This is a genomic window from Kitasatospora sp. SC0581 (assembly GCF_048159585.1).
Lineage (GTDB): Bacteria > Actinomycetota > Actinomycetes > Streptomycetales > Streptomycetaceae > Kitasatospora.
The window spans coordinates 54127-70971 of record NZ_JBLRWA010000006.1 but is presented as its reverse complement, the minus strand read 5'-3'; the positions used below and the strand labels follow the sequence as shown (position 1 = coordinate 70971).

Below are 16845 nucleotides of genomic sequence, written 5' to 3'. Positions count from 1 at the left end.
TTCGCTGGTGACGACGATGCTCCGATCGGCGCGCCGGAGCCAGGAATTCGCCCCTGGTCGAAACCCTTGCCCCCGGCCCGCCGGTCTGCCCTGCGGGGACGGTCTCTGCCCGTCTTCCCTCCGGAAAGGGCTGTTGGTGGGAACGTCACCGTTCGCCGCACGGGCGCGCTCACGGCCCGGGTACACAGTGCGCGAACCAAGCTGGTTCGCCTCCCAACCGAAATGGAGCCGCTCATGATGGCGCCGAGCGAGACCGACCGGCGGCTGCGCAGCCGCACAGCAGACCGGGTGGAGGTCACCCAAGTCCTCAGCCAGGACGTGGTCCTGGGCGGGCCGGTGATTGTGGACACCGCCCGCCGCAAGCCGGTCCTCGCGTTCCACAACCCCGGAGAGAAGGCGGGTTCGGACTCGGACGGGCACCAGGCCCTGGTGTTCTGTCCCCGGGAGGGCCGGGTGCCCGACATCCGGCACGTGGCCCGCGCCCTGGGCACCCCGACGGGCTGGCGCGTCACCAGCCCGTTCGAGAGCTGGCTCCAGGAACAGGCCAAACGGGCCGACTGGTCCTTCGTCGACCTCACGGTGTACCTGGAACCGGAGAACAGTTCCCACAAGGTGGTCACTCAGATCCGTGTCAGGTACGACTATGACGGGAAGGAGGCGCCCTCCAATCAGTGGTTCACCTCAGAACTCCTCCCGGACGGCACCTGGACCGCGCCCTCGTCCGTCACTGAACCGCAGATCCTGCTCTACGAGACCGTCAATGCGACGTACACGCCCCTGGGACATCCCGTGCCGTACGACGGTGGGGCATCGCGGGTCCGCGTCGACCTCCCCAGCAGGTGCGTCGAGATCTCCCTCGCGGACCAGCCGGTGAACGACGACACCGTGGTGATGCTCTCTGAGACGGACTTCGTGCTGCTGGGGATGCTGCAGCAGGGTGGATTGTTCGCCTCACGGGTCAAGGGCGATACGGATGCCCAGGAACACGTTGCCGTCGATCTGTCCGACATCCGGCCACAGCACGTGGTCGGTGGCTTCGCCAGCGCAGGCGGCGCGGTGTTCCTGGTGACCGACACGGCAGGCGCGCTGTGGACCATGCGCTACGACGACGCCGCCAGGGCCCTGACCGCCGGCGAGCGGCTCAACGCCGGGAACATCGTCCAAGCCGCCGTCCACCCCGCTGCCGGCGGCGGTCACACCGTCTACGCCGTCGACGCGCAGCACGTCTGCTGGATCCACCGCCTGCCCGCCCAGGGCGCGGCACTGCCGGGAATCCCGCTCCAGAAGGACGTGGTCGCCGTCGCCACGCCGCCCTCGCCGCTGGAGACCTCGACCGTCTTCCTGGTCGAGGCGGGCACCGAGCCCGGCGACGAGACGAGGAACGAGCTCCGGCTCGACGTCCAGGACAGCGCCACCGGCCTGTGGCGGCGGGTGCACGTCCACGACCCCGCGGCGGGCGTCAAGGAGGTCAAGCGCTACCGGCTGGAGGCCACCCTCCTCGACCAGTTCGGTGCGCCCATGCCGGGGCAGCATGTGACCCTCGCCCGCGCCCCCGGCAACACCTCGGGCGAGGTCGCCTTCGACGGCCAGGTCACCGATATCACCGACCAGCCGACCCCCCTGAAAACCGACCTGTTCGGCAGGATCACCCTGACCTTCACCCCGACCGGTTTGTCCGCTCCCGACCTCATCCTCAAGGTCCCGGGGATCGACGACGTCGCCCTGCGGCCCTCGCGGGACACCGAGGACTACCTGCGCGGCACCAAGAACAAGAAGCTCAACCTCACCAACCCCGCCGGCCCCCTGCCCGACTTCGGCAGCGGTGCCCTGGCCGGCGCGAAGGTGCCCGGCCAGGCCGGGCACCCGACCCACGACTCCCTGGCGCCCTGGGCTGCGAAGTCCAAACTGGTCGCCGTGCCGGCAGCCAAGGCGATCACGGCCATGGCCGGCTACAAGGCCAGTCCGATGTCGCAGGACGCGCCCAGCTTCCGGCTGTCGGTGCGGCAAGGCACCGGCGCCCCGGAGCTCGTGTACGAGGAGCTCAATGCGCCGGAGGCTCCCGACGACTCCTGGGAGGACTCCCCGATCGCCTTCGGGGACCTCCACGCGGGCCTGCACAGCGGGGTCGTCACACCCGTGAGCATCACCTTCGACACGAAGAACGGCATCCTCGCCGTGATCGCCCGGATCGGGACGGAGCTCAAGACGTTCTGGACCTCGGCGAAGAAGGCGATCGAGGCGGTCTGGGGCTTCATCGGCAGCGTCTTCAACGTGATCGGCTCGAAACTCCTCAATGTCGTCGACTGGTTGGCCGCGTGGTTCGACTTCCCCGCGATCTGGCGCACCAAGAAGGTCTTCGAGGGCTCCGTCCTCAGCATGCTCGACAAGGCCGAGGCCGCCGTGGCCGAGGTCGGCAAGCTCGCCGACGACTTCATCAAGAAAGAGAGGGACAGCGTCCAGAGGACCTTCGACGGCGCCCGCGCCAAGCTCGGGGACACGACGGTCGGCAGCTTCGACACCTGGTCCGGGAAGGGCAAGCAGGACGTGCCCGTCATCGGGGACGCGAAACTCGCCGACCTCGGCGGGGGCAACGCCCACCTCAACTGGTTCCAGGACAAGGCGGCCGGGATGTCGGTCGCGTCGCAGGCCGGCGACAAGGAGATCGTCGACGACGACGCCTGGAACGCCTGCGCCCCCACGTTGAAGCAGGCCGGCGGGGAGTTCGTCAACGGCGTAAGTGACCTACTGGAAGGCTTCACGAAACTCGCCGCCAACCCCCAGGACCTCAAGGCCTCCACCCTCGCCAAGCTCCTCGAATCGTTCGAGCAACTGGCCCTGGCGGCCCTCGACTTCGGGGACGTCCTGGTCCACGCGATGGTCGACCTGGTCTCCAAGGCCGTCGGCAAGCTGAAGACGGCGCTGACCGCCGAACGCGACGCCGGAATCCTCGGGAAGCTCTGGAAGTGGATCGCCAAGCAGGCCGGCGATCCGGACGCGCCACTGACCGTCAACGGCGCGGTCTGCCTCCTCGGCGCGCTCCCGGTGACACTGGTCTACCGGCTGATCAAGGGCAAGGGCGCCGAGCCCTTCCCCGAGAAGTCCACCCCGCTGGAGGCCCTGAGGCACGGGTCCGCCCCCAGGGACACGCTCACCCCCACGGACAAGACGTGGCTGCTGGTCGCGGCGATCCTGCAGACCATGCAGTTCGCCTTCTACGCGGCGGGCGACCTCCTCGCCTACGAGAGCGCGCAGGACCTTGACTGGCCCTACCTCGGCCCGCTCGTCCAGGTCGCCAACCTGCTGTTCACCCTCGTGGTCTTCGACATCGCGACCACCGTGCTGAAAACGACCACGACGCCGGGCTGGGCCATCGCCCTCGTCGCCACCCTGTTCGCCCTGGCGTTCGCGGTCCTGGCCGTGGTCTACCGGACCGCGTTCAAGGGGTGGCTCTCGAAACTGGCGGACGCCGGGGACCCGATCCCCGTCCTCCTGATGCTCAAGGGCTGCTTCTGGAACCTGCGCGGGGCCGTGGCCCGGATCGTCGACGGCACGACGGAGGACGCCGACGAGGGCGCGGCACAGGTCCTGCTCGCGATCTCCCCCGCGACGGCCCTGCTGAACAACCGGATCATGCTCAAGGAACCGGACTCCGGCTTCGTGATCGCGACGGTCAAGGCCGGCCTCGACACCTTCTTCACCGTCCTCGGCGGCGTCCTGCTCTGCCGCCATTACGACAAGCACTGAACCCCGCGCGTCCGGACAACAAAGAACGGCCGGTTGATCCGAAGATCAACCGGCCGTTCATCTGTGGCCGACCGACAGAATTCGCTGACCAGCGGCAATGAGAGGTCCGATGGACAACTCTCACGACCGTGCTCAGCGCGGGTGTCGCCGACGCCACCGGGCCTCCGGCGTCTATCTCCACACCTGCACGCCCACGAACGCCTACCAGATGACCTCGTTCGACGTCCGCCGACCAGCCGGCCGACGACACCCGAGAGCGTCGCGACGCTCTCCGCATTCCGCCGCCCCTCAGTCGGGGCGCCGCACCTCGTAGAGGAAGCAGGCCGCCTGCGCAGATGCGGAAGGGAAGGCCCCGTTCACGTGCGTACACCACCGCAGCCCCCACCTCCTGCGCGTCCGCCGGAAGGACGATCTCCTCGGGACGAGCCCGGTAGAGCGAGTTCCAGGCCTCCGGGCTCCCCCGCAGGAGGGGATCGAACGGGTGACGACCTTCCCGCAGGGCTGTTCGGGCGTCACTGAACTCCTCCCACACCCTGCCGACCTGGCGGGGTACGGCCTCGGCGGTCAGGCCCTCACCCCTTGCATGAAAGCTTGTCGAGAAGTTCAGCGTTGGGCCGGTATGCGTCCACCTCGGCCGAGTGTCCGTTCGCGAACTCCCGTAGTGCCGCCGCGAAGTCCATTGTCCATTGGCTGCTCTGCACGTATGCCTTGACGATCTTCTTCAGGTCCTCGCAGTCTCTCAGATGCCCCTTGGGCATGCCGATGCCGTAGAACTGCGGCTGCCCGGCCTTGCCTTTGAAGATATGTAGGCCCTTGTCTGGATTCGCCGCTTGGAATCCATAGAGAATCATCTCGTCCATGAAGAAGGCGTCCGTCTCTCCGTGGAGCAGCAGATCCACACATGTCGAGGCATTCGGCACCTGCTTGATTTTTTTCAAACCCTGGCGCTCCAGGTTTTCGGCGGCGGTCGTGCTCGTCATCGTGCAGATGTTCTTGTCCTTGAGGTCACTCTCCGACTTGATCGCCCCTGGCATGACCATGTAGCCCTGTTCCGTCACGGCGTACGGGCCGACGAAGGCGACCTTCTCCTCGCGCTCCGGAGTGATCGAGTAGGTGGCAATCACCAGGTCGGCCAATCTCTCGGTGATATCGGTCTCGCGCACGTCGGACGTGACCAGCTTGGGAGAGTGGGCGACCTTCAACTGCTGGGTGACATAGGCTCCCACATACCAGTCGAATCCGGAATGTTTCCCCTTGTCCCAGTAGGAGGTGCCTGGCTGGTCATGCTTGTACGCGACGTTGACACGCGTGAGGCCGAGGAACTTCTTGGGCTCTTCACCGCATGCCGTGGCCGTCGCGAGGAATGCCAGCGCCCCGAGTCCCGCCACCACCCGCCTGGCAGTTCGCCACGCGCTCATCCCATGACCCCTCACTCGTACAGATCACCCGTACAGAAGAACTTTGGTGACTCCGAGGTTCACCTGACATCCCTTTTGCGTGTGGACGATGAGGCGGACCCGGATCTCGCTTCCGCCGTCAAGCCGCAGGTCGGCGGTATCCCCGTCTTCGAGAGAGCGGTTGGCGCTCTGCACGTCTTTACCTTCGAGTGCCACGCCGAGCGTGGTCGCGGCCGCGCAGGATCCCCCGTTCCGCACGCGTTGCCCGATGGAGACCGTGACCTTCATGCCGTCGCGTTTCATCCCGTCGGCGTCGACCACCAGGGTCGCCCCTTCGCCGTCCCCCACTTCGGTGGCATTCTCGACCCGGAAGTGCCCACCGGCGACGTCCACTTCGCCGTGGTCCCGGAGATATCCCATCCACAGCAGTCCGGCCCCGGCGGCGACCAGGCACAACAAGAATGCGGCGGGCAGCCTGAGTCCGGACCGGAAGAAGTCGCCCCGGCCGGCTTGCTCTCCCGCGAGCATCGTCAGGAGTACGGATGCCAGCAGCGCGGCGCCCAGCAGCAAGTACACCGGCGTGAACTGCCCTATGCGGCCTTCTGGTTGGCGTACCAGCGTCACGACGGCGACTAGCCCGACGAGCACCGTCGGGAGGCTCCAGCTGGCGGCGCGACCCCAGAAGTACAGGGTGTAGATGCGGCTGTTGACGTTGCTGCCGACGACGGTCCCGCTGATGGCCGTACCGCCGTCGTTCGCCCGCGCGGCACCCGTATCGGACGCCGACGCCGTCGGTTCCTTGGGGTGGCCTTCGCCGTCGACCACCGGATCAGGCATCGGTGACTCCTGAGTTGGCGGTGCCGCCGCCCTCGGCGGTGGCGTCACCGGTCCGTTCGGCCCGCGCGGACGCGACGCCGCCCGCGTTCCCGCCCAGTCGTACGCCGCTGTTCGCGGAGCCGCCACCGTTCGCGACGGCCTTGCCCGTGTCGACGGCCTCAGCCCGCAGAGCGGGGCGGTCCTGCCGCCACAGCACGGGCAGGAGCAGCGCCGCGATTCCGGTCCCGGCCTGGACCGAGGCGCCGACCAACTGCCCGGTGTCCGGATCACCCAGGAGCCAGACCATCGGCGTCGAGACGGTGACCACCGACCCGGCTGTGACGAGCACAATTTTCTGCCAACGAGTCACGTCCTGCTCACACCCCCCCATGAAGGATGAATGACACGGCATCAGACACTAGCGCGCGGGAGCGGCCGGGGGCATGGCTTCAATCCGACTGGTTGACGCCCGGTGAGTTCATCGACACGATCCAGAGCCAGAACTTCGGCGAGGCCGGGAGCAATCTTCCGAGCCTCAAGGCGGCAACCGAAAGGGGCTGCCCTGCTCAGGCCGTTGCAGGCTGCGGGACGCTACCGACGGAGGTGGCTCCCCCCGACCTCGGCGGAATGGCGACTCCCGCTGACCTTGAAGAACTCACCGCCCTGCCCGAAACCTTCCACATCCCCCTGCTCGACCTCGGCTACCGGCCGATCTGGGACTACCGCCGCGACCAGCTCGGCATCCAGGGCAGCCACGCCGGCGCCCTGCTCGTCGACGGCACCTGGTACTGCCCCAACATCCCCGCCCCGCTGATCACCGCCACCGCCGACCTCCTCAACAAGAAGATCGACCACACCACCTGGCGCCACCGCGTGGACGCCCGCCCCACCAACCGCTACACCCCGAACAAGCCCGGCAACTGGACCCCCAGGCGACACAGCACCGAACCCTGACCCCACCCCACGCACCCACCTTGACCAGCACAAACGCCGAGGGCCCCTCACGAAACCGTGAGGGGCCCTCGGCGGCCACGACAAAACGGCCACAACAAAACAAAACGGCCGGTCGATCCGAAGATCAACCGGCCGTTCGCTGTGCGCGAGGGGGGAGTTGAACCCCCACGCCCTTTCGGGCACTGGAACCTGAATCCAGCGCGTCTGCCTATTCCGCCACCCGCGCATCTGGGTGATGAGGAAAACTATAGACCATCCGGAGGGGCACTTCCGACCACGTCCGGGCAGACGGCGGGAGACCGGGTCTACGCCGGGGGCCGGGGGTGCTGGGGCGCGGGGGTGCGGAAGTGGCGGGCGAGGTAGCCGAGCCAGGCCTGCTCGAAGCTCTCGGCGAGCTGTGACTCGGGGGCGAACAGGTCGAAGGCGTGGTACGCGCCGGGGTAGAGGTGGAGTTCGACGGGGACGCCGTGGGCGCGCAGGCGCATGGCGTAGTCGAGGTCCTCGTCGCGGAAGGAGTCGAGTTCGCCGACGGCGACGAAGGTGGGCGGCAGTCCGCCGAGGTCGGCCGCGCGGGCGGGGGCGGCGTACGGGCTGACCTGGTCGGTTCCGGCGCGGTCGCCCAGGATCGCCCGCCAGGCGAGGAGGTTGGTGGCGCGGTCCCAGATGCCGAGGTCGGTGATCTCGTGGCTGGACGCGGTCCGGTTCCGGTCGTCGAGCATGGGGTACATCAGCGCCTGGAACAGCGGCGTGGGGCCGCCGTGGTCGCGGACCAGCAGGGCGGTGGCCGCCGCGACTCCCCCGCCGCCGCTCTGGCCGCCGATGCCGATCCGGGTGGCGTCCAGGCCGAGCACCCCCGCCTCGTGGAGGAGCCACCGGTGGGCGGTGTGCCCGTCCTCGGCGGCGCCGGGGGCAGGGGTCTCCGGGGCGAGCCGGTAGTCGACGGCGGCGACGGCGCAGCCGAGCCGTGTGCTGAGCCGCTTGAGCCAGGGGTCGTCCTGAGCGGCAAAACCGAGCACCTGCCCGCCGCCGTGGAACCAGAGCAGGACCGGCAGCGGGCCGGGCCCGGCGGTGGTGGGCCGCAGCAGGCGGATCGGTACGTCCGGGCCGTCGGCCCGGGTCGCGCGGTGTTCGGTCACGGTGACCGACGGGTCGTCGGGGGTGGAGTCGGCGACGGCCGCGGCGAAGGCGCGGAGGGTCTCGCGGGTGGCGGGGATGTCGGTCAGGTCGAACACGCCGTTGGGGGTCATCGGGACGGCGTCGAGGGCCCGGCGCAGTTCCGGGTCGACCAGCAGGCGGGGAACGGGCATGGTCGTGCTTCCTTCCACCGGTGCTCAGGCCCGGAACTCGTCGATGACGACGACGCCGGTCGGCCCGTACGTCTCCAGGGACTCCAGCACGCCACTCGCCTCGTGGAGGCCGACGGTGCGGGTGACGATGCGGCCGGGGTTGAGGCGGCCGGCCTCGATCATGTTGAGCATGGTGCCGAAGCGCTGGCCCTGCATGCCGAAGGCGCCCAGGAACTCCAGTTCCTTGACCATCATCACGTCGATCGGTAGCCCGACGTCGCCCTTCTCCGCACCGGTGGTGTGGCCGAGTTGGAGGTGGCGGCCGCGCGTGCGCAGGGAGAGGACGGAGTTGCGGCAGGCCTCGGCGATGCCGACGGCGTCGACGGACACGTGGGCGCCGCCCCGGGTGAGGGTCCTGACCGCCTCGGCCGGGTCGTCGGTGGCGGCGTTGACGGTGTGGACGGCGCCCAGGGCGCGGGCGGCGTCCAGCTTCTCCTCGGAGATGTCGACGGCGATGACGTTGGCGCCGGTGGCGGCCGCGATCTCCACCGTGGACAGGCCCATGCCGCCGCCGGCCCCGTACACGGCGACCCACTCCCCGCCGCGTACGCGGGCCTGGTCGACGACGCCGTGGAAGGCGGTCATGTAGCGGCAGGCGAGGGCGGCGACATCGACGAAGCCGACGGTCTCCGGCACCCGGACGAGGTTGACGTCGGCGAAGCGGACCATGACGTACTCGGCGAAGGCGCCCCAGTAGGAGACGCCGGGGACGAGCGAGTCCACGTGCTCGCACACGTGCTGGTTGCCGCTGCGGCACATCTCGCAGGAGCCCTCGCCGGGGTTCATCGGGAAGATGACCCGGTCGCCGTCCCGCCAGTCCCGAACGTCCCGGCCGACCTCCACGACGGTGCCGGCGAACTCGTGGCCGAGGACGAACGGGGGCTTGACCTGCGGCCCTCCCGTCCAGAAGTCCCCGGCCCACAGGGCCCAGTCGGTGCGGCAGATCCCGTTGGCGCCGACGCGCACGATGGCGCCGTCGGGCGGGCAGACGGGGTCGGGCACGTCACGGATGACGAGGGGCTGGTGGAGTTCTTCGATGACTGCGGCGCGCATGGACGCGACCTCCTCGGGGAAAGTCCACTGGTTCAAGTGGTGGACCTTGAAGCTATGCGCCCGCTTCGATGCGTGTCAACCGCTTAGAGTGGTGGACATGAGTGACGAAGACGGCCGACGAGAAGGGCGCCAGCGCGCCAAGACCGACTTCCGGTTCGACGACGCACGGCTGTGCTTCGCCTTCGCCGGCACGCTCGCCGATCGCGGCAAGGACGTGCACGTCGAGCGGCTGGCACTGCCGGAGGACCTGAGCCGGTGGAGCGTGGAGAGCGGCTGCACGACGGTGGCGCCGAGGTGCGACGAGGCAGAGCTGGAGGGAGCGAGGCGGCTGCGCGAGGCGATCCAGCGGACGGGCGTCGCACTGGCGGAAGGGGTGCCACCCGCGCCCGAGGACGTCGCGGTGGTCAACGGTGCTGCGGCCGAGGCGACTTCGGTGCCCGTGCTCTCGGCGGACGCGGCGTCCGTGCGGTGGGACGGGGACGGGATCGCGGCCGTGCTGTCGATGGTCGCGCGGGACCTGATCGCGCTCTGCGCGTCCGACGAGCAGCGGACGCGCGTGCGCATCTGCGGAAACCCCGACTGCGGAACGCCGTTCGTGGACACATCGAGGGCGGGCGCGCGGCGCTGGTGCTCGATGAAGACCTGCGGCGCACTCGCGAAGAAGCGCGCCTACCGGGCGAAGGCGAAGTAGTCAGGGGCGGAGAACGCCTCGGGGCGGGGCGCCAGTTGGCGCCCCGCCCCGAGGGAGGGATGTGGAGGGGTGGCTCAGCCCTCGATCGGCAACTCGCCGGCCCGCACCGCCGCGACGAAGGCGTTCCAGGAGGAGTCGGGGAATAGGAGGGCCGGGCCGCCGGGGTCCTTGGAGTCACGCACCGGGACGGCGCCGGGGAGGAAGCCAAGGGCCACCTCGATGCACTCGCCCGCGTCGCCCGTGCTGTAGCTGCTCTTGCTCCAAGCAGCCTTTCTCAGATCGACGTTCTGCAAAACGGTACTCCTCCATCGCATCGGCGATCAGGGCCCTGGTTTCTCCAGGTGAGAGTACACCGCCGCGCATCATGTCGAAGTCCCGCCTGGACTGCTCGACAACCGACGGGGCGTCGCTGAAGTGCCCGCGATACAGGCTCTCCGAGTACACCCACTCCCTGCCGTCCGGCATCAGCATCAGCACCAGCGAGGCAGATGGCGCAACTGGCATCGCACTGCCGAACGGCATCACCTCGACCACGATGTTCGACTGCTCCGTCACCGCGAGAAGATGCTCCATCTGCCGCCTCATCACACCCGGCCCTCCGAAGACCGTACGAATGGCAGCCTCATCGAGCACCACCATGAGGGTCGGCCCATCAGCGACCAGGAAGCGGTGCTGCCGCATCAGCCGGGTCTCAATCCGCTCGGCTAGCAACTTCGGATTGTTGCGCGCGTTTCCAGTCGCGAACATCGCGCGGACGTACTCCTCGCACTGCAACAAGCCATTGATCCGAGAGTACTGAAGCACCCGAATCGCCAGCGCTTCGTCCTCCAGTTCCATGAACTTCTCGAACCAGTCCGCGCTTTCGATATCCGCCTGCCAGTCCACCCGCTCCCACAGCCGGACCAGCAAGCCCCCCATGGCCAGGATTTCGTCAGCCCTCTCGACGGTCTCCCGGTCCATCGACCTCCTCCCACCCTCGAACCGGGTGATCACCGTGCGGGAGAAGCTCAGGAGCTTCCCCAGCTGCTCCTGGGTGTAGCCGGCTCGCTCACGCGCGAAGCGGAGCGCTTCGCCGAACATCTCCGCCGGGTTCGCCGTCGGCTCGAGCCCAAGGCGCCGATGTGCCACGTGTTTCCCCCTTAGGTGCCACGGATCTCCGTACTCCGTTTTGGTCGCAACCGTAACTCCGACACCCTCATCATTGATGCCGGAATGCAATCTTTTGCATGCATAGCGTTACATCGCGCGCCCCCTTCACACCCCCTCCGCCCCCGTGAGGTGCTCCCCCATGCTCTCGCCCCGTCGGCCCCGCGCGTTCGTCGCGCACCTCGACTCCCGCGCCGAATCCGCGCCCTTGGCGCGCTACTTGCTCCGCGCGTACCTCTCCGGGCTGCCCTCCGGCGACCGCTACGCGGACACCGCCGAACTCCTCCTCGGCGAGCTGTTCGCCAACGCCGTCCAGCACTCCGACGCGCCGGACGACCGCCACATCGAGATCCGCATCGCCCTGATCAACTCCCGCCTGCGGCTGGAGGTCCACGACGCCGGCAGCGGCCTGCCGTCCCTCCACACCCCCACCGCCTGCGACGAGCACGGGCGCGGCCTGTTCCTCGTCAACAAGCTCGCCGAGCGCTGGGGCTGCACCTCCCGTCCCGACGGCATCGGCAAGTTCGTCTGGGTGCTCGTCGCCCCCGCGCCCGCCACCGCCCTCGCCTGAAAGCCCGAACCCCCATGCACCTCACGACCCTGGCCCGGCACGCCCTCTCCCGGGGTGCCACCCCGGCCGCGGCCTTCGCCCTGATCGCCCGCCTGGGCCACCCGTCCCTGCCCGTCGCGCGCGCCGTCTGCCTCGCCCTCGACGTCCCCCTCGCCGAGACCACCCGTCGCCTGGCCGAGTGCTACGACGCCCTGCTCTCGAACCCCCGCCCGGACTCCGAGAACGACACCGGTGAACTCCTCGAAGCCCTCGGCGTCTTCGACGTCCCCAAGTCGCTCACCGACACCGAACTCGCCGTCGTCGAACACTTCCTGGCCGCCATCGACGCCCACGGCAGCCTCCGCCCCGGCCACCGTCACGGCCTCCAGCGCTGGTTCACCACCGGCAACCTCACCACGGCCTACCTCTCCCTGGCCGCCGCCCATCCCATGCCCCGCACCGGCGACCCCGCCCTGTACTGGGCCACGCTCGTCACCGCCGGCGAACTCCTCACCGCCGCCCCCGGCCCCGACAGCCGCATCAAGTACGCCCTCTCCCACTGCCGCACCCAGGCCGCCCGCACCTGAACGCCCTGCGTGGGAAGTCGGCGGGGCCGACTTCCCACGAGCCGGTCACCGGCACACCGGCACACCGGCACACCGAATCGACGATCCGGTGATCAGGGCGAGGTGCCCGGACGCGGACGCCCGGACCGCACGATTACGGAATCGTCAGCACCTGACCGACGTTCACCAGGTCCGGGTCGTCGATGCCGTTGGCCTGCGCGATCTCCAGGTAGCGGCTGCCGTCACCGTAGAAGCGCTCGGCCACGGCCCACAGGGAGTCCCCGGGCTCGACGGTGTAGGTCTGCACCGCGACGGGCTCCGGGGTCGGGACCGGCTCCGGCTCCGCGACCGGAGCCGGGGCCGAGACCGGGGCCTCGGCGGCGAGGGGGAAATCGGTGTTGGTGTCCGTCGCCCACCGCGCCCCGCCGTCCCGGGCGTACAGCACCACGTTGCGGTCGGCCTGCACGACCAGGCGGTCGACGTCCTGGCCGTCGGTCCCGGTGGACCACGCCGCACCGTCGCCCTTGTAGAGCACGAAGTTGCCGTCCTCCTGGAGCACGGCCCGCTCGACGCCCTGGTTCTGGGTCTCGGTCGCCCACACGACGGCGCCCGGCTCGGAGAGCACCAGGTTCCCGTCCCCCTGAAGGGTCAGCGTGTAGGCACCGCCGGTCAGGGACTGGCCGAGACCGAGTTCATTGCCAGCGTACAGAGTGTCACTCATGGATATTCCTTTCGGATAAGGGACTTGGCGTCGTCGAGCCGGGCTAGCGGCACGTCAGAGACAGGCAGCCTCACCCGCCGCCGGCGCACGAACACCAGTCCTTGGACTCTAGGTGCCATCGGGGTTTGCACACAATTCACCGCATCGGGTGACATCCCCGGCACGGCGGCCGCGCCCCTGCGGCCGCCCGCGACTGCCCCCCGATCACCCCGCCCCGCACGAGAAGTCGGCCCCGCCGACTTCCTGTGCGGCACGGTCTCCCCCGGCCCGGCCGCCGGCGGTCCACCCCGTACGCGGCTGCCGGGCCTTCACTCGTGGTCGCGCAGGAAGGCCGGAATCCCCTCGCGGGTCGGGGAGTTCGGCAGGGGCGCCGGCTGGTCCTGGAGGAACGCGCCGATCACGGCCGCCGCCCGGTCGTTGTTGCCGTCGAGGCCGTTCCACATGTGGTGCCCGACCCCCGGCATGAACTGGGTGCGCTGGATCGCGGGGTCGGCGGCGAGGACGGCGGTCGCCCATTGACGGACCTGCGAGGAGCACTCGGCGATCATCAGCATCGCGGGGGTCCCGGACCGCCCCAACTGCGGTGCGATGGACGCCGAGTCCCTGACCGTCCGCTGGACGCGGAGGCTGGCGGCGGGGCTGAAGGAGAAGTTCCGCGCGCTGTCCTCGGCGGGGATGCGGTGCGCGTCGCGCGCGCAGTAGGCGGATGCGGTGTCACCGCCCAGGTCGGCGGCGGTGAAGGCGTTGTCGCCCTCGGCCTGTCCGATCAGCCCGGTGCCGGGGCTGAGGAGTCCGAGCCGCATGAGGCCGAACGCCACCGCGTAGCGGGGGACGTGCGTCGACCGCGGCCCGGTCGGGTCCAGGGCGAGGCCGCGCGCGGATTCGCGGCCCCGGTGCCCGGCGATCCGCGCGGTGGGGCCGTCCATCGGGCCGGGTTCGGCGATGACCGCCCGGTGCACGCGCGCGGCGGTTCCGGGGTCGGCCAGGGCCCGGGTGAGCACGACCGCGCCCGACGAGAACCCGAGGACGTCGACCGCGCCCGCGCCCAGGCGGTCGACGAAGGCGCCGAGGTCGCGGACCGACCGGTCGGCCGTGTACTGGTCCATGGGGAGCAGGCCGCTGCGTCCGCCGCCGGGCTGCTCGTAGGCGTAGACGTCGTAGCCCTGCCCCGCCAGGAGTTGCAGGAACCGGTGGTCGAGCAGCGAAATGCCGCGCACCGGACCGCCGTTGAGGTAAACGAGCGGGACGGGGTGCCGGGGGCCGGGCCCGGCAGGCGGGTAGTGGTACACCGCGACGCTGCTGCCGGTGTCCAGGCTCCAGCGCTCCGTGGCCACGAACGGCAGGTCCGGCGGGTACTGCCGGGCCGTGGGCACGGTCGGGACGCAGACCGGCGCCGTCAGCGCCGCCGCGACGACCACCGGCAGGAACGGCACGAGCCGGGCCGCCCGACCCCGGCTCCGGCTCCGGCTCCGGCTCCGCCACCGTGCGAGGGCGGTCCCGGCCGCGAGGACCGGCAGCCAGGCGGCGAGCCCCGAGCCCGCCCCGTCCGTGAGGACGACCAGGGCGAGGAAGGCGAGGACCGACGCCACGACGGCGGCCAGGGCCGACAGCGAGCGGGCGGCGCGGCGTAAGAGGGTCGCGGGCAGGGCGAACGTGGACAAGGTGGAGCCCTCCTTGTTTCGTAACGCTGTTTCAAAACGACGTTATCAAAGGCGGTAGGCTCCCCGTCATGGGAAGGCCGAAGACGAACGACGAGACCGTCGGAGAGCGCCTCGTGGCGTGCGCGACCGAATGGCTCGCCACCCGCCCGCAGGAGACCGTCACCGTCCGGGCCGTCGCCGCGGCCGCCGGGACCTCGACGACGGCGGTGTACTCCCTCTTCGGCGGCAAGGACGGCCTGATCGCGGCCGTCCGCGACCAGGCCGTCGCCGGCCTGTTCCGCGCCGTCGCGGACGTACCCACCTCCGCGGACCCCCTCGCCGACATCTACGCCCTCGCCACGGCCTACCGGCACTGGGGGCTCGAACACCGCCACCTGTACACGGTGCTGTTCGGCGGGGTGCAGTCCTTCGAACCGTCGGACACCGTCGGCACCAGCGACCCCGTCCGACCGCTCACCGCCGCGATCGACCGGGCCGTCGCGGAGTCCGTCCTCGACGGCCCGGCACCCTCGATCGCCCTCTCGCTCTGGGTGACCCTGCACGGGCTTGTCACCCTCGAACTCGCCGGAGCCCTCGACGCCCCCACCGCGCGGGCCGCGTTCAAGTCGACGATCCACGCCGCACTGCGCGGCTGGACGACCCCCGCGGTGTTCCGCGGACTCCGCGAAGCCGAACCCACCCCCTGACGGGTCCGCCCCACCCGCGCGAGAAGTCGGCCGGTCCGACTTCTCGTGCACGCGGGCGGTGGACGCCGAGGGCTTCCCCGTACGGTCCGGCCCCGGTCCACCCCTGGACGGGGCGAGCCCGGGGCCGCTGTCAGTGGCGGTTCGTACGCTCCCCGCGTGAACATCGACGACCTCTCCTGGCAAGCGCACAACCTCGGCGGCGTCTACCCGCGCATGGCGCAGACCCTCCTCGACCTGGGCCAGGTGGAGCTGCTCGCCCGGGCGGCGCAGGAGCGCGGGGACTGGAACTGCGCGAAGGCGGCGGCACTGGAGCTGGGCGCGGCCGGGGAGTTCGAGCGGGCGCTGGCACTCCTGGACCCGTTCACGGACATCGGCTGGCGGGCCGCCGAGTGGGTCACCGCCGAGATCATGATCCGGCAGGGCGAGGCCGACGAGGCCCTCGCGATGGTGCGCCCGGACGCGGCCGAACTGGACGACGCCCACGTGTGCGTGCGCTACGCCGAACTGTCTGCGCAGGCCGGACGGATCGACGAGGCCATCGAGGTGCTCACGCCCCACCTCGGGGCGTCCTGGCCGCTGTCGTGCCTGGTCGAGGCGACCGGGGGCCAGGGAGCGGACGACCAGGTCCTCGACGTCCTCGCCCAGGCCGCGGAGCGCGCGGGGACCGAGCCCGCGGGCTCGCTGGAGCGGTGGCAGGTGCTGCTCCTGACCGCCCGGGTCCTGGAACGCGCCGGGCGTACCGACGAGGCCGTCGAGACCCTGCGCACCGAAGCGGCCGCCGGCCGGCACCACCCCGTCAACTTCCCCGAGTACCACGCGGAACTCCTCGCCCGGCAGGGCCTGATCGAGGAGCTGGCATCCCTCGCCGCCGACCAGCCCTACGCCGCCTTCGACGCGTACGCGAAGGCACTGGAGGACGCGGGGCGCGCACCCGAGGCCGAGACCCTGCTGCGCGAACGCATCGAGGCCCACGACCTCTCGAACGACCGCGCGGCGCTGATGGACCTCCTCGTCCGCCAGGGCAGGATCGACGAAGCCGTCGAGACCGGCCGGCCCACCTTCGACTACTACGACTGCGGGAACCTCCTCCACCGGACACTGGACCTGCTCGTCGACGACGGCCGCCCCGACCGCGCGCTCGAACTCGTGGAAGGGCTCACCGGCCCGTACGCCGAAGGGCACCCGGACGACGTCCTCCAGCTGCGGCTCCGGCTGCTCGGCGAGGCCGGCCGCTGCCCGCAGGGCATCGCGGAGGCCACCGCCCTCAACGAACGGCAGCCCGGCGCGTGGGACACCTCGCTGGCACGGCTGCTGGAACTGGACGGCCGACTGGAGGAGGCCGTCGCACTCCTCCGCGCGTCCACCCACTACCGGGCCACCCTCGACCTGGCCGACATGCTGCTCCGGAACGGCCGCCCCGCCGAGGCCCTCGCCGCCATCCCCACCATCGCCGAGGAACGCGCGGCCGCCGAACGCCGGGGGTGGTGACAGAACCCTTCCGGCGAAAGTCGGGT

General features: G+C 70.3%; 16 protein-coding genes and 1 tRNA gene. 7 read left to right on the top strand and 10 right to left on the bottom strand.

Annotation, left to right across the window (positions count from 1 at the left end; genetic code table 11):
* Nucleotides 1-234 precede the first annotated feature (234 nt).
* Nucleotides 235-3744, top strand: a complete 3510-nt coding sequence (locus ACLWS4_RS12830; protein WP_416874173.1) for a hypothetical protein — start codon at nt 235-237, stop codon at nt 3742-3744.
* 572 nt (nt 3745-4316) lie between these two features.
* Here the strand turns inward: ACLWS4_RS12830 and ACLWS4_RS12825 are convergent.
* From ACLWS4_RS12825 to ACLWS4_RS12815, 3 genes are read right to left on the bottom strand one after another with little or no spacing between them, the layout of a single operon-like run.
* Entirely contained in the window at nt 4317-5162 is an 846-nt protein-coding gene (locus tag ACLWS4_RS12825; RefSeq protein WP_416874172.1) for a transporter substrate-binding domain-containing protein, read from the bottom strand.
* Nucleotides 5163-5186: 24 nt separating this feature from the next.
* Nucleotides 5187-5978, bottom strand: coding sequence for a hypothetical protein (locus ACLWS4_RS12820; RefSeq protein ID WP_416874171.1), 792 nt, complete (start codon nt 5976-5978; stop codon nt 5187-5189).
* On the bottom strand, nt 5971-6306 hold the full coding sequence (locus tag ACLWS4_RS12815) for a hypothetical protein (protein ID WP_416874170.1): 336 nt from the start codon (nt 6304-6306) through the stop codon (nt 5971-5973). The genes ACLWS4_RS12820 and ACLWS4_RS12815 overlap by 8 nt, the downstream gene beginning before the upstream one ends.
* A 278-nt stretch (nt 6307-6584) precedes the next feature.
* On the opposite strand from ACLWS4_RS12815, the gene ACLWS4_RS12810 reads away from it, so the two are divergent.
* A complete protein-coding gene (locus tag ACLWS4_RS12810; protein ID WP_416874169.1) occupies nt 6585-6911 on the top strand; it encodes a hypothetical protein in 327 nt (108 codons plus the stop codon).
* 142 nt (nt 6912-7053) lie between these two features.
* Here the strand turns inward: ACLWS4_RS12810 and ACLWS4_RS12805 are convergent.
* The 3 genes from ACLWS4_RS12805 to ACLWS4_RS12795 all read right to left on the bottom strand — a co-directional run bounded on the left by ACLWS4_RS12805 (nt 7054) and on the right by ACLWS4_RS12795 (nt 9310).
* Nucleotides 7054-7137, bottom strand: a tRNA-Leu gene (locus tag ACLWS4_RS12805).
* A gap of 79 nt (nt 7138-7216) precedes the next feature.
* On the bottom strand, nt 7217-8218 hold the full coding sequence (locus ACLWS4_RS12800; protein ID WP_416874168.1) for an alpha/beta hydrolase: 1002 nt from the start codon (nt 8216-8218) through the stop codon (nt 7217-7219).
* 24 nt (nt 8219-8242) lie between these two features.
* Entirely contained in the window at nt 8243-9310 is a 1068-nt protein-coding gene (locus tag ACLWS4_RS12795; protein WP_049649390.1) for an alcohol dehydrogenase catalytic domain-containing protein, read from the bottom strand.
* 97 nt (nt 9311-9407) lie between these two features.
* On the opposite strand from ACLWS4_RS12795, the gene ACLWS4_RS12790 reads away from it, so the two are divergent.
* Nucleotides 9408-10001, top strand: a complete 594-nt coding sequence (locus ACLWS4_RS12790; protein ID WP_416874167.1) for a CGNR zinc finger domain-containing protein — start codon at nt 9408-9410, stop codon at nt 9999-10001.
* 74 nt (nt 10002-10075) lie between these two features.
* On the opposite strand, the gene ACLWS4_RS12785 is transcribed toward ACLWS4_RS12790, so the two are convergent.
* Both ACLWS4_RS12785 and ACLWS4_RS12780 read right to left on the bottom strand, forming a co-directional pair.
* Nucleotides 10076-10216: a DUF397 domain-containing protein gene (locus ACLWS4_RS12785; protein WP_416874166.1), complete on the bottom strand. Its 141-nt coding sequence runs from the start codon at nt 10214-10216 to the stop codon at nt 10076-10078.
* Entirely contained in the window at nt 10176-11129 is a 954-nt protein-coding gene (locus tag ACLWS4_RS12780; protein WP_380739186.1) for a helix-turn-helix domain-containing protein, read from the bottom strand. The genes ACLWS4_RS12785 and ACLWS4_RS12780 overlap by 41 nt, the downstream gene beginning before the upstream one ends.
* 160 nt (nt 11130-11289) lie before the next feature.
* Here ACLWS4_RS12780 and ACLWS4_RS12775 point away from each other — a divergent pair, with 160 nt between their 5' ends.
* Together ACLWS4_RS12775 and ACLWS4_RS12770 are read left to right on the top strand one after the other, a co-directional pair.
* Complete coding sequence (locus ACLWS4_RS12775; protein ID WP_416874165.1) at nt 11290-11718, top strand: ATP-binding protein; 429 nt, start codon at nt 11290-11292, stop codon at nt 11716-11718.
* A gap of 14 nt (nt 11719-11732) precedes the next feature.
* Nucleotides 11733-12284 carry a hypothetical protein gene (locus tag ACLWS4_RS12770; RefSeq protein WP_416874164.1) on the top strand — a complete coding sequence of 184 codons (552 nt, stop codon included), beginning with the start codon at nt 11733-11735 and terminating at the stop codon, nt 12282-12284.
* Nucleotides 12285-12417: 133 nt separating this feature from the next.
* Here ACLWS4_RS12770 and ACLWS4_RS12765 read toward each other — a convergent pair whose 3' ends face one another.
* A complete protein-coding gene (locus tag ACLWS4_RS12765) occupies nt 12418-12984 on the bottom strand; it encodes a LysM peptidoglycan-binding domain-containing protein (RefSeq protein WP_049649385.1) in 567 nt (188 codons plus the stop codon).
* A 308-nt stretch (nt 12985-13292) separates the two neighbouring features.
* Nucleotides 13293-14645 carry an alpha/beta hydrolase gene (locus ACLWS4_RS12760; protein WP_416874163.1) on the bottom strand — a complete coding sequence of 451 codons (1353 nt, stop codon included), beginning with the start codon at nt 14643-14645 and terminating at the stop codon, nt 13293-13295.
* A gap of 68 nt (nt 14646-14713) precedes the next feature.
* Here ACLWS4_RS12760 and ACLWS4_RS12755 point away from each other — a divergent pair, with 68 nt between their 5' ends.
* Both ACLWS4_RS12755 and ACLWS4_RS12750 read left to right on the top strand, forming a co-directional pair.
* On the top strand, nt 14714-15331 hold the full coding sequence (locus tag ACLWS4_RS12755) for a TetR-like C-terminal domain-containing protein (protein WP_416874162.1): 618 nt from the start codon (nt 14714-14716) through the stop codon (nt 15329-15331).
* 156 nt (nt 15332-15487) lie between these two features.
* Nucleotides 15488-16819, top strand: coding sequence for a tetratricopeptide repeat protein (locus tag ACLWS4_RS12750; protein WP_416874161.1), 1332 nt, complete (start codon nt 15488-15490; stop codon nt 16817-16819).
* Nucleotides 16820-16845: the final 26 nt, after the last annotated feature.

Coding starts and splice junctions, on each gene's coding strand:
- ACLWS4_RS12830 (WP_416874173.1), top strand. CDS start 235: ATGATGGCGCCGAGCGAGACCGACCGGCGGCTGCGCAGCCGCACAGCA.
- ACLWS4_RS12825 (WP_416874172.1), bottom strand. CDS start 5,162: ATGAGCGCGTGGCGAACTGCCAGGCGGGTGGTGGCGGGACTCGGGGCG.
- ACLWS4_RS12820 (WP_416874171.1), bottom strand. CDS start 5,978: ATGCCTGATCCGGTGGTCGACGGCGAAGGCCACCCCAAGGAACCGACG.
- ACLWS4_RS12810 (WP_416874169.1), top strand. CDS start 6,585: ATGGCGACTCCCGCTGACCTTGAAGAACTCACCGCCCTGCCCGAAACC.
- ACLWS4_RS12800 (WP_416874168.1), bottom strand. CDS start 8,218: ATGCCCGTTCCCCGCCTGCTGGTCGACCCGGAACTGCGCCGGGCCCTC.
- ACLWS4_RS12795 (WP_049649390.1), bottom strand. CDS start 9,310: ATGCGCGCCGCAGTCATCGAAGAACTCCACCAGCCCCTCGTCATCCGT.
- ACLWS4_RS12790 (WP_416874167.1), top strand. CDS start 9,408: ATGAGTGACGAAGACGGCCGACGAGAAGGGCGCCAGCGCGCCAAGACC.
- ACLWS4_RS12775 (WP_416874165.1), top strand. CDS start 11,290: ATGCTCTCGCCCCGTCGGCCCCGCGCGTTCGTCGCGCACCTCGACTCC.
- ACLWS4_RS12770 (WP_416874164.1), top strand. CDS start 11,733: ATGCACCTCACGACCCTGGCCCGGCACGCCCTCTCCCGGGGTGCCACC.
- ACLWS4_RS12765 (WP_049649385.1), bottom strand. CDS start 12,984: ATGAGTGACACTCTGTACGCTGGCAATGAACTCGGTCTCGGCCAGTCC.
- ACLWS4_RS12755 (WP_416874162.1), top strand. CDS start 14,714: ATGGGAAGGCCGAAGACGAACGACGAGACCGTCGGAGAGCGCCTCGTG.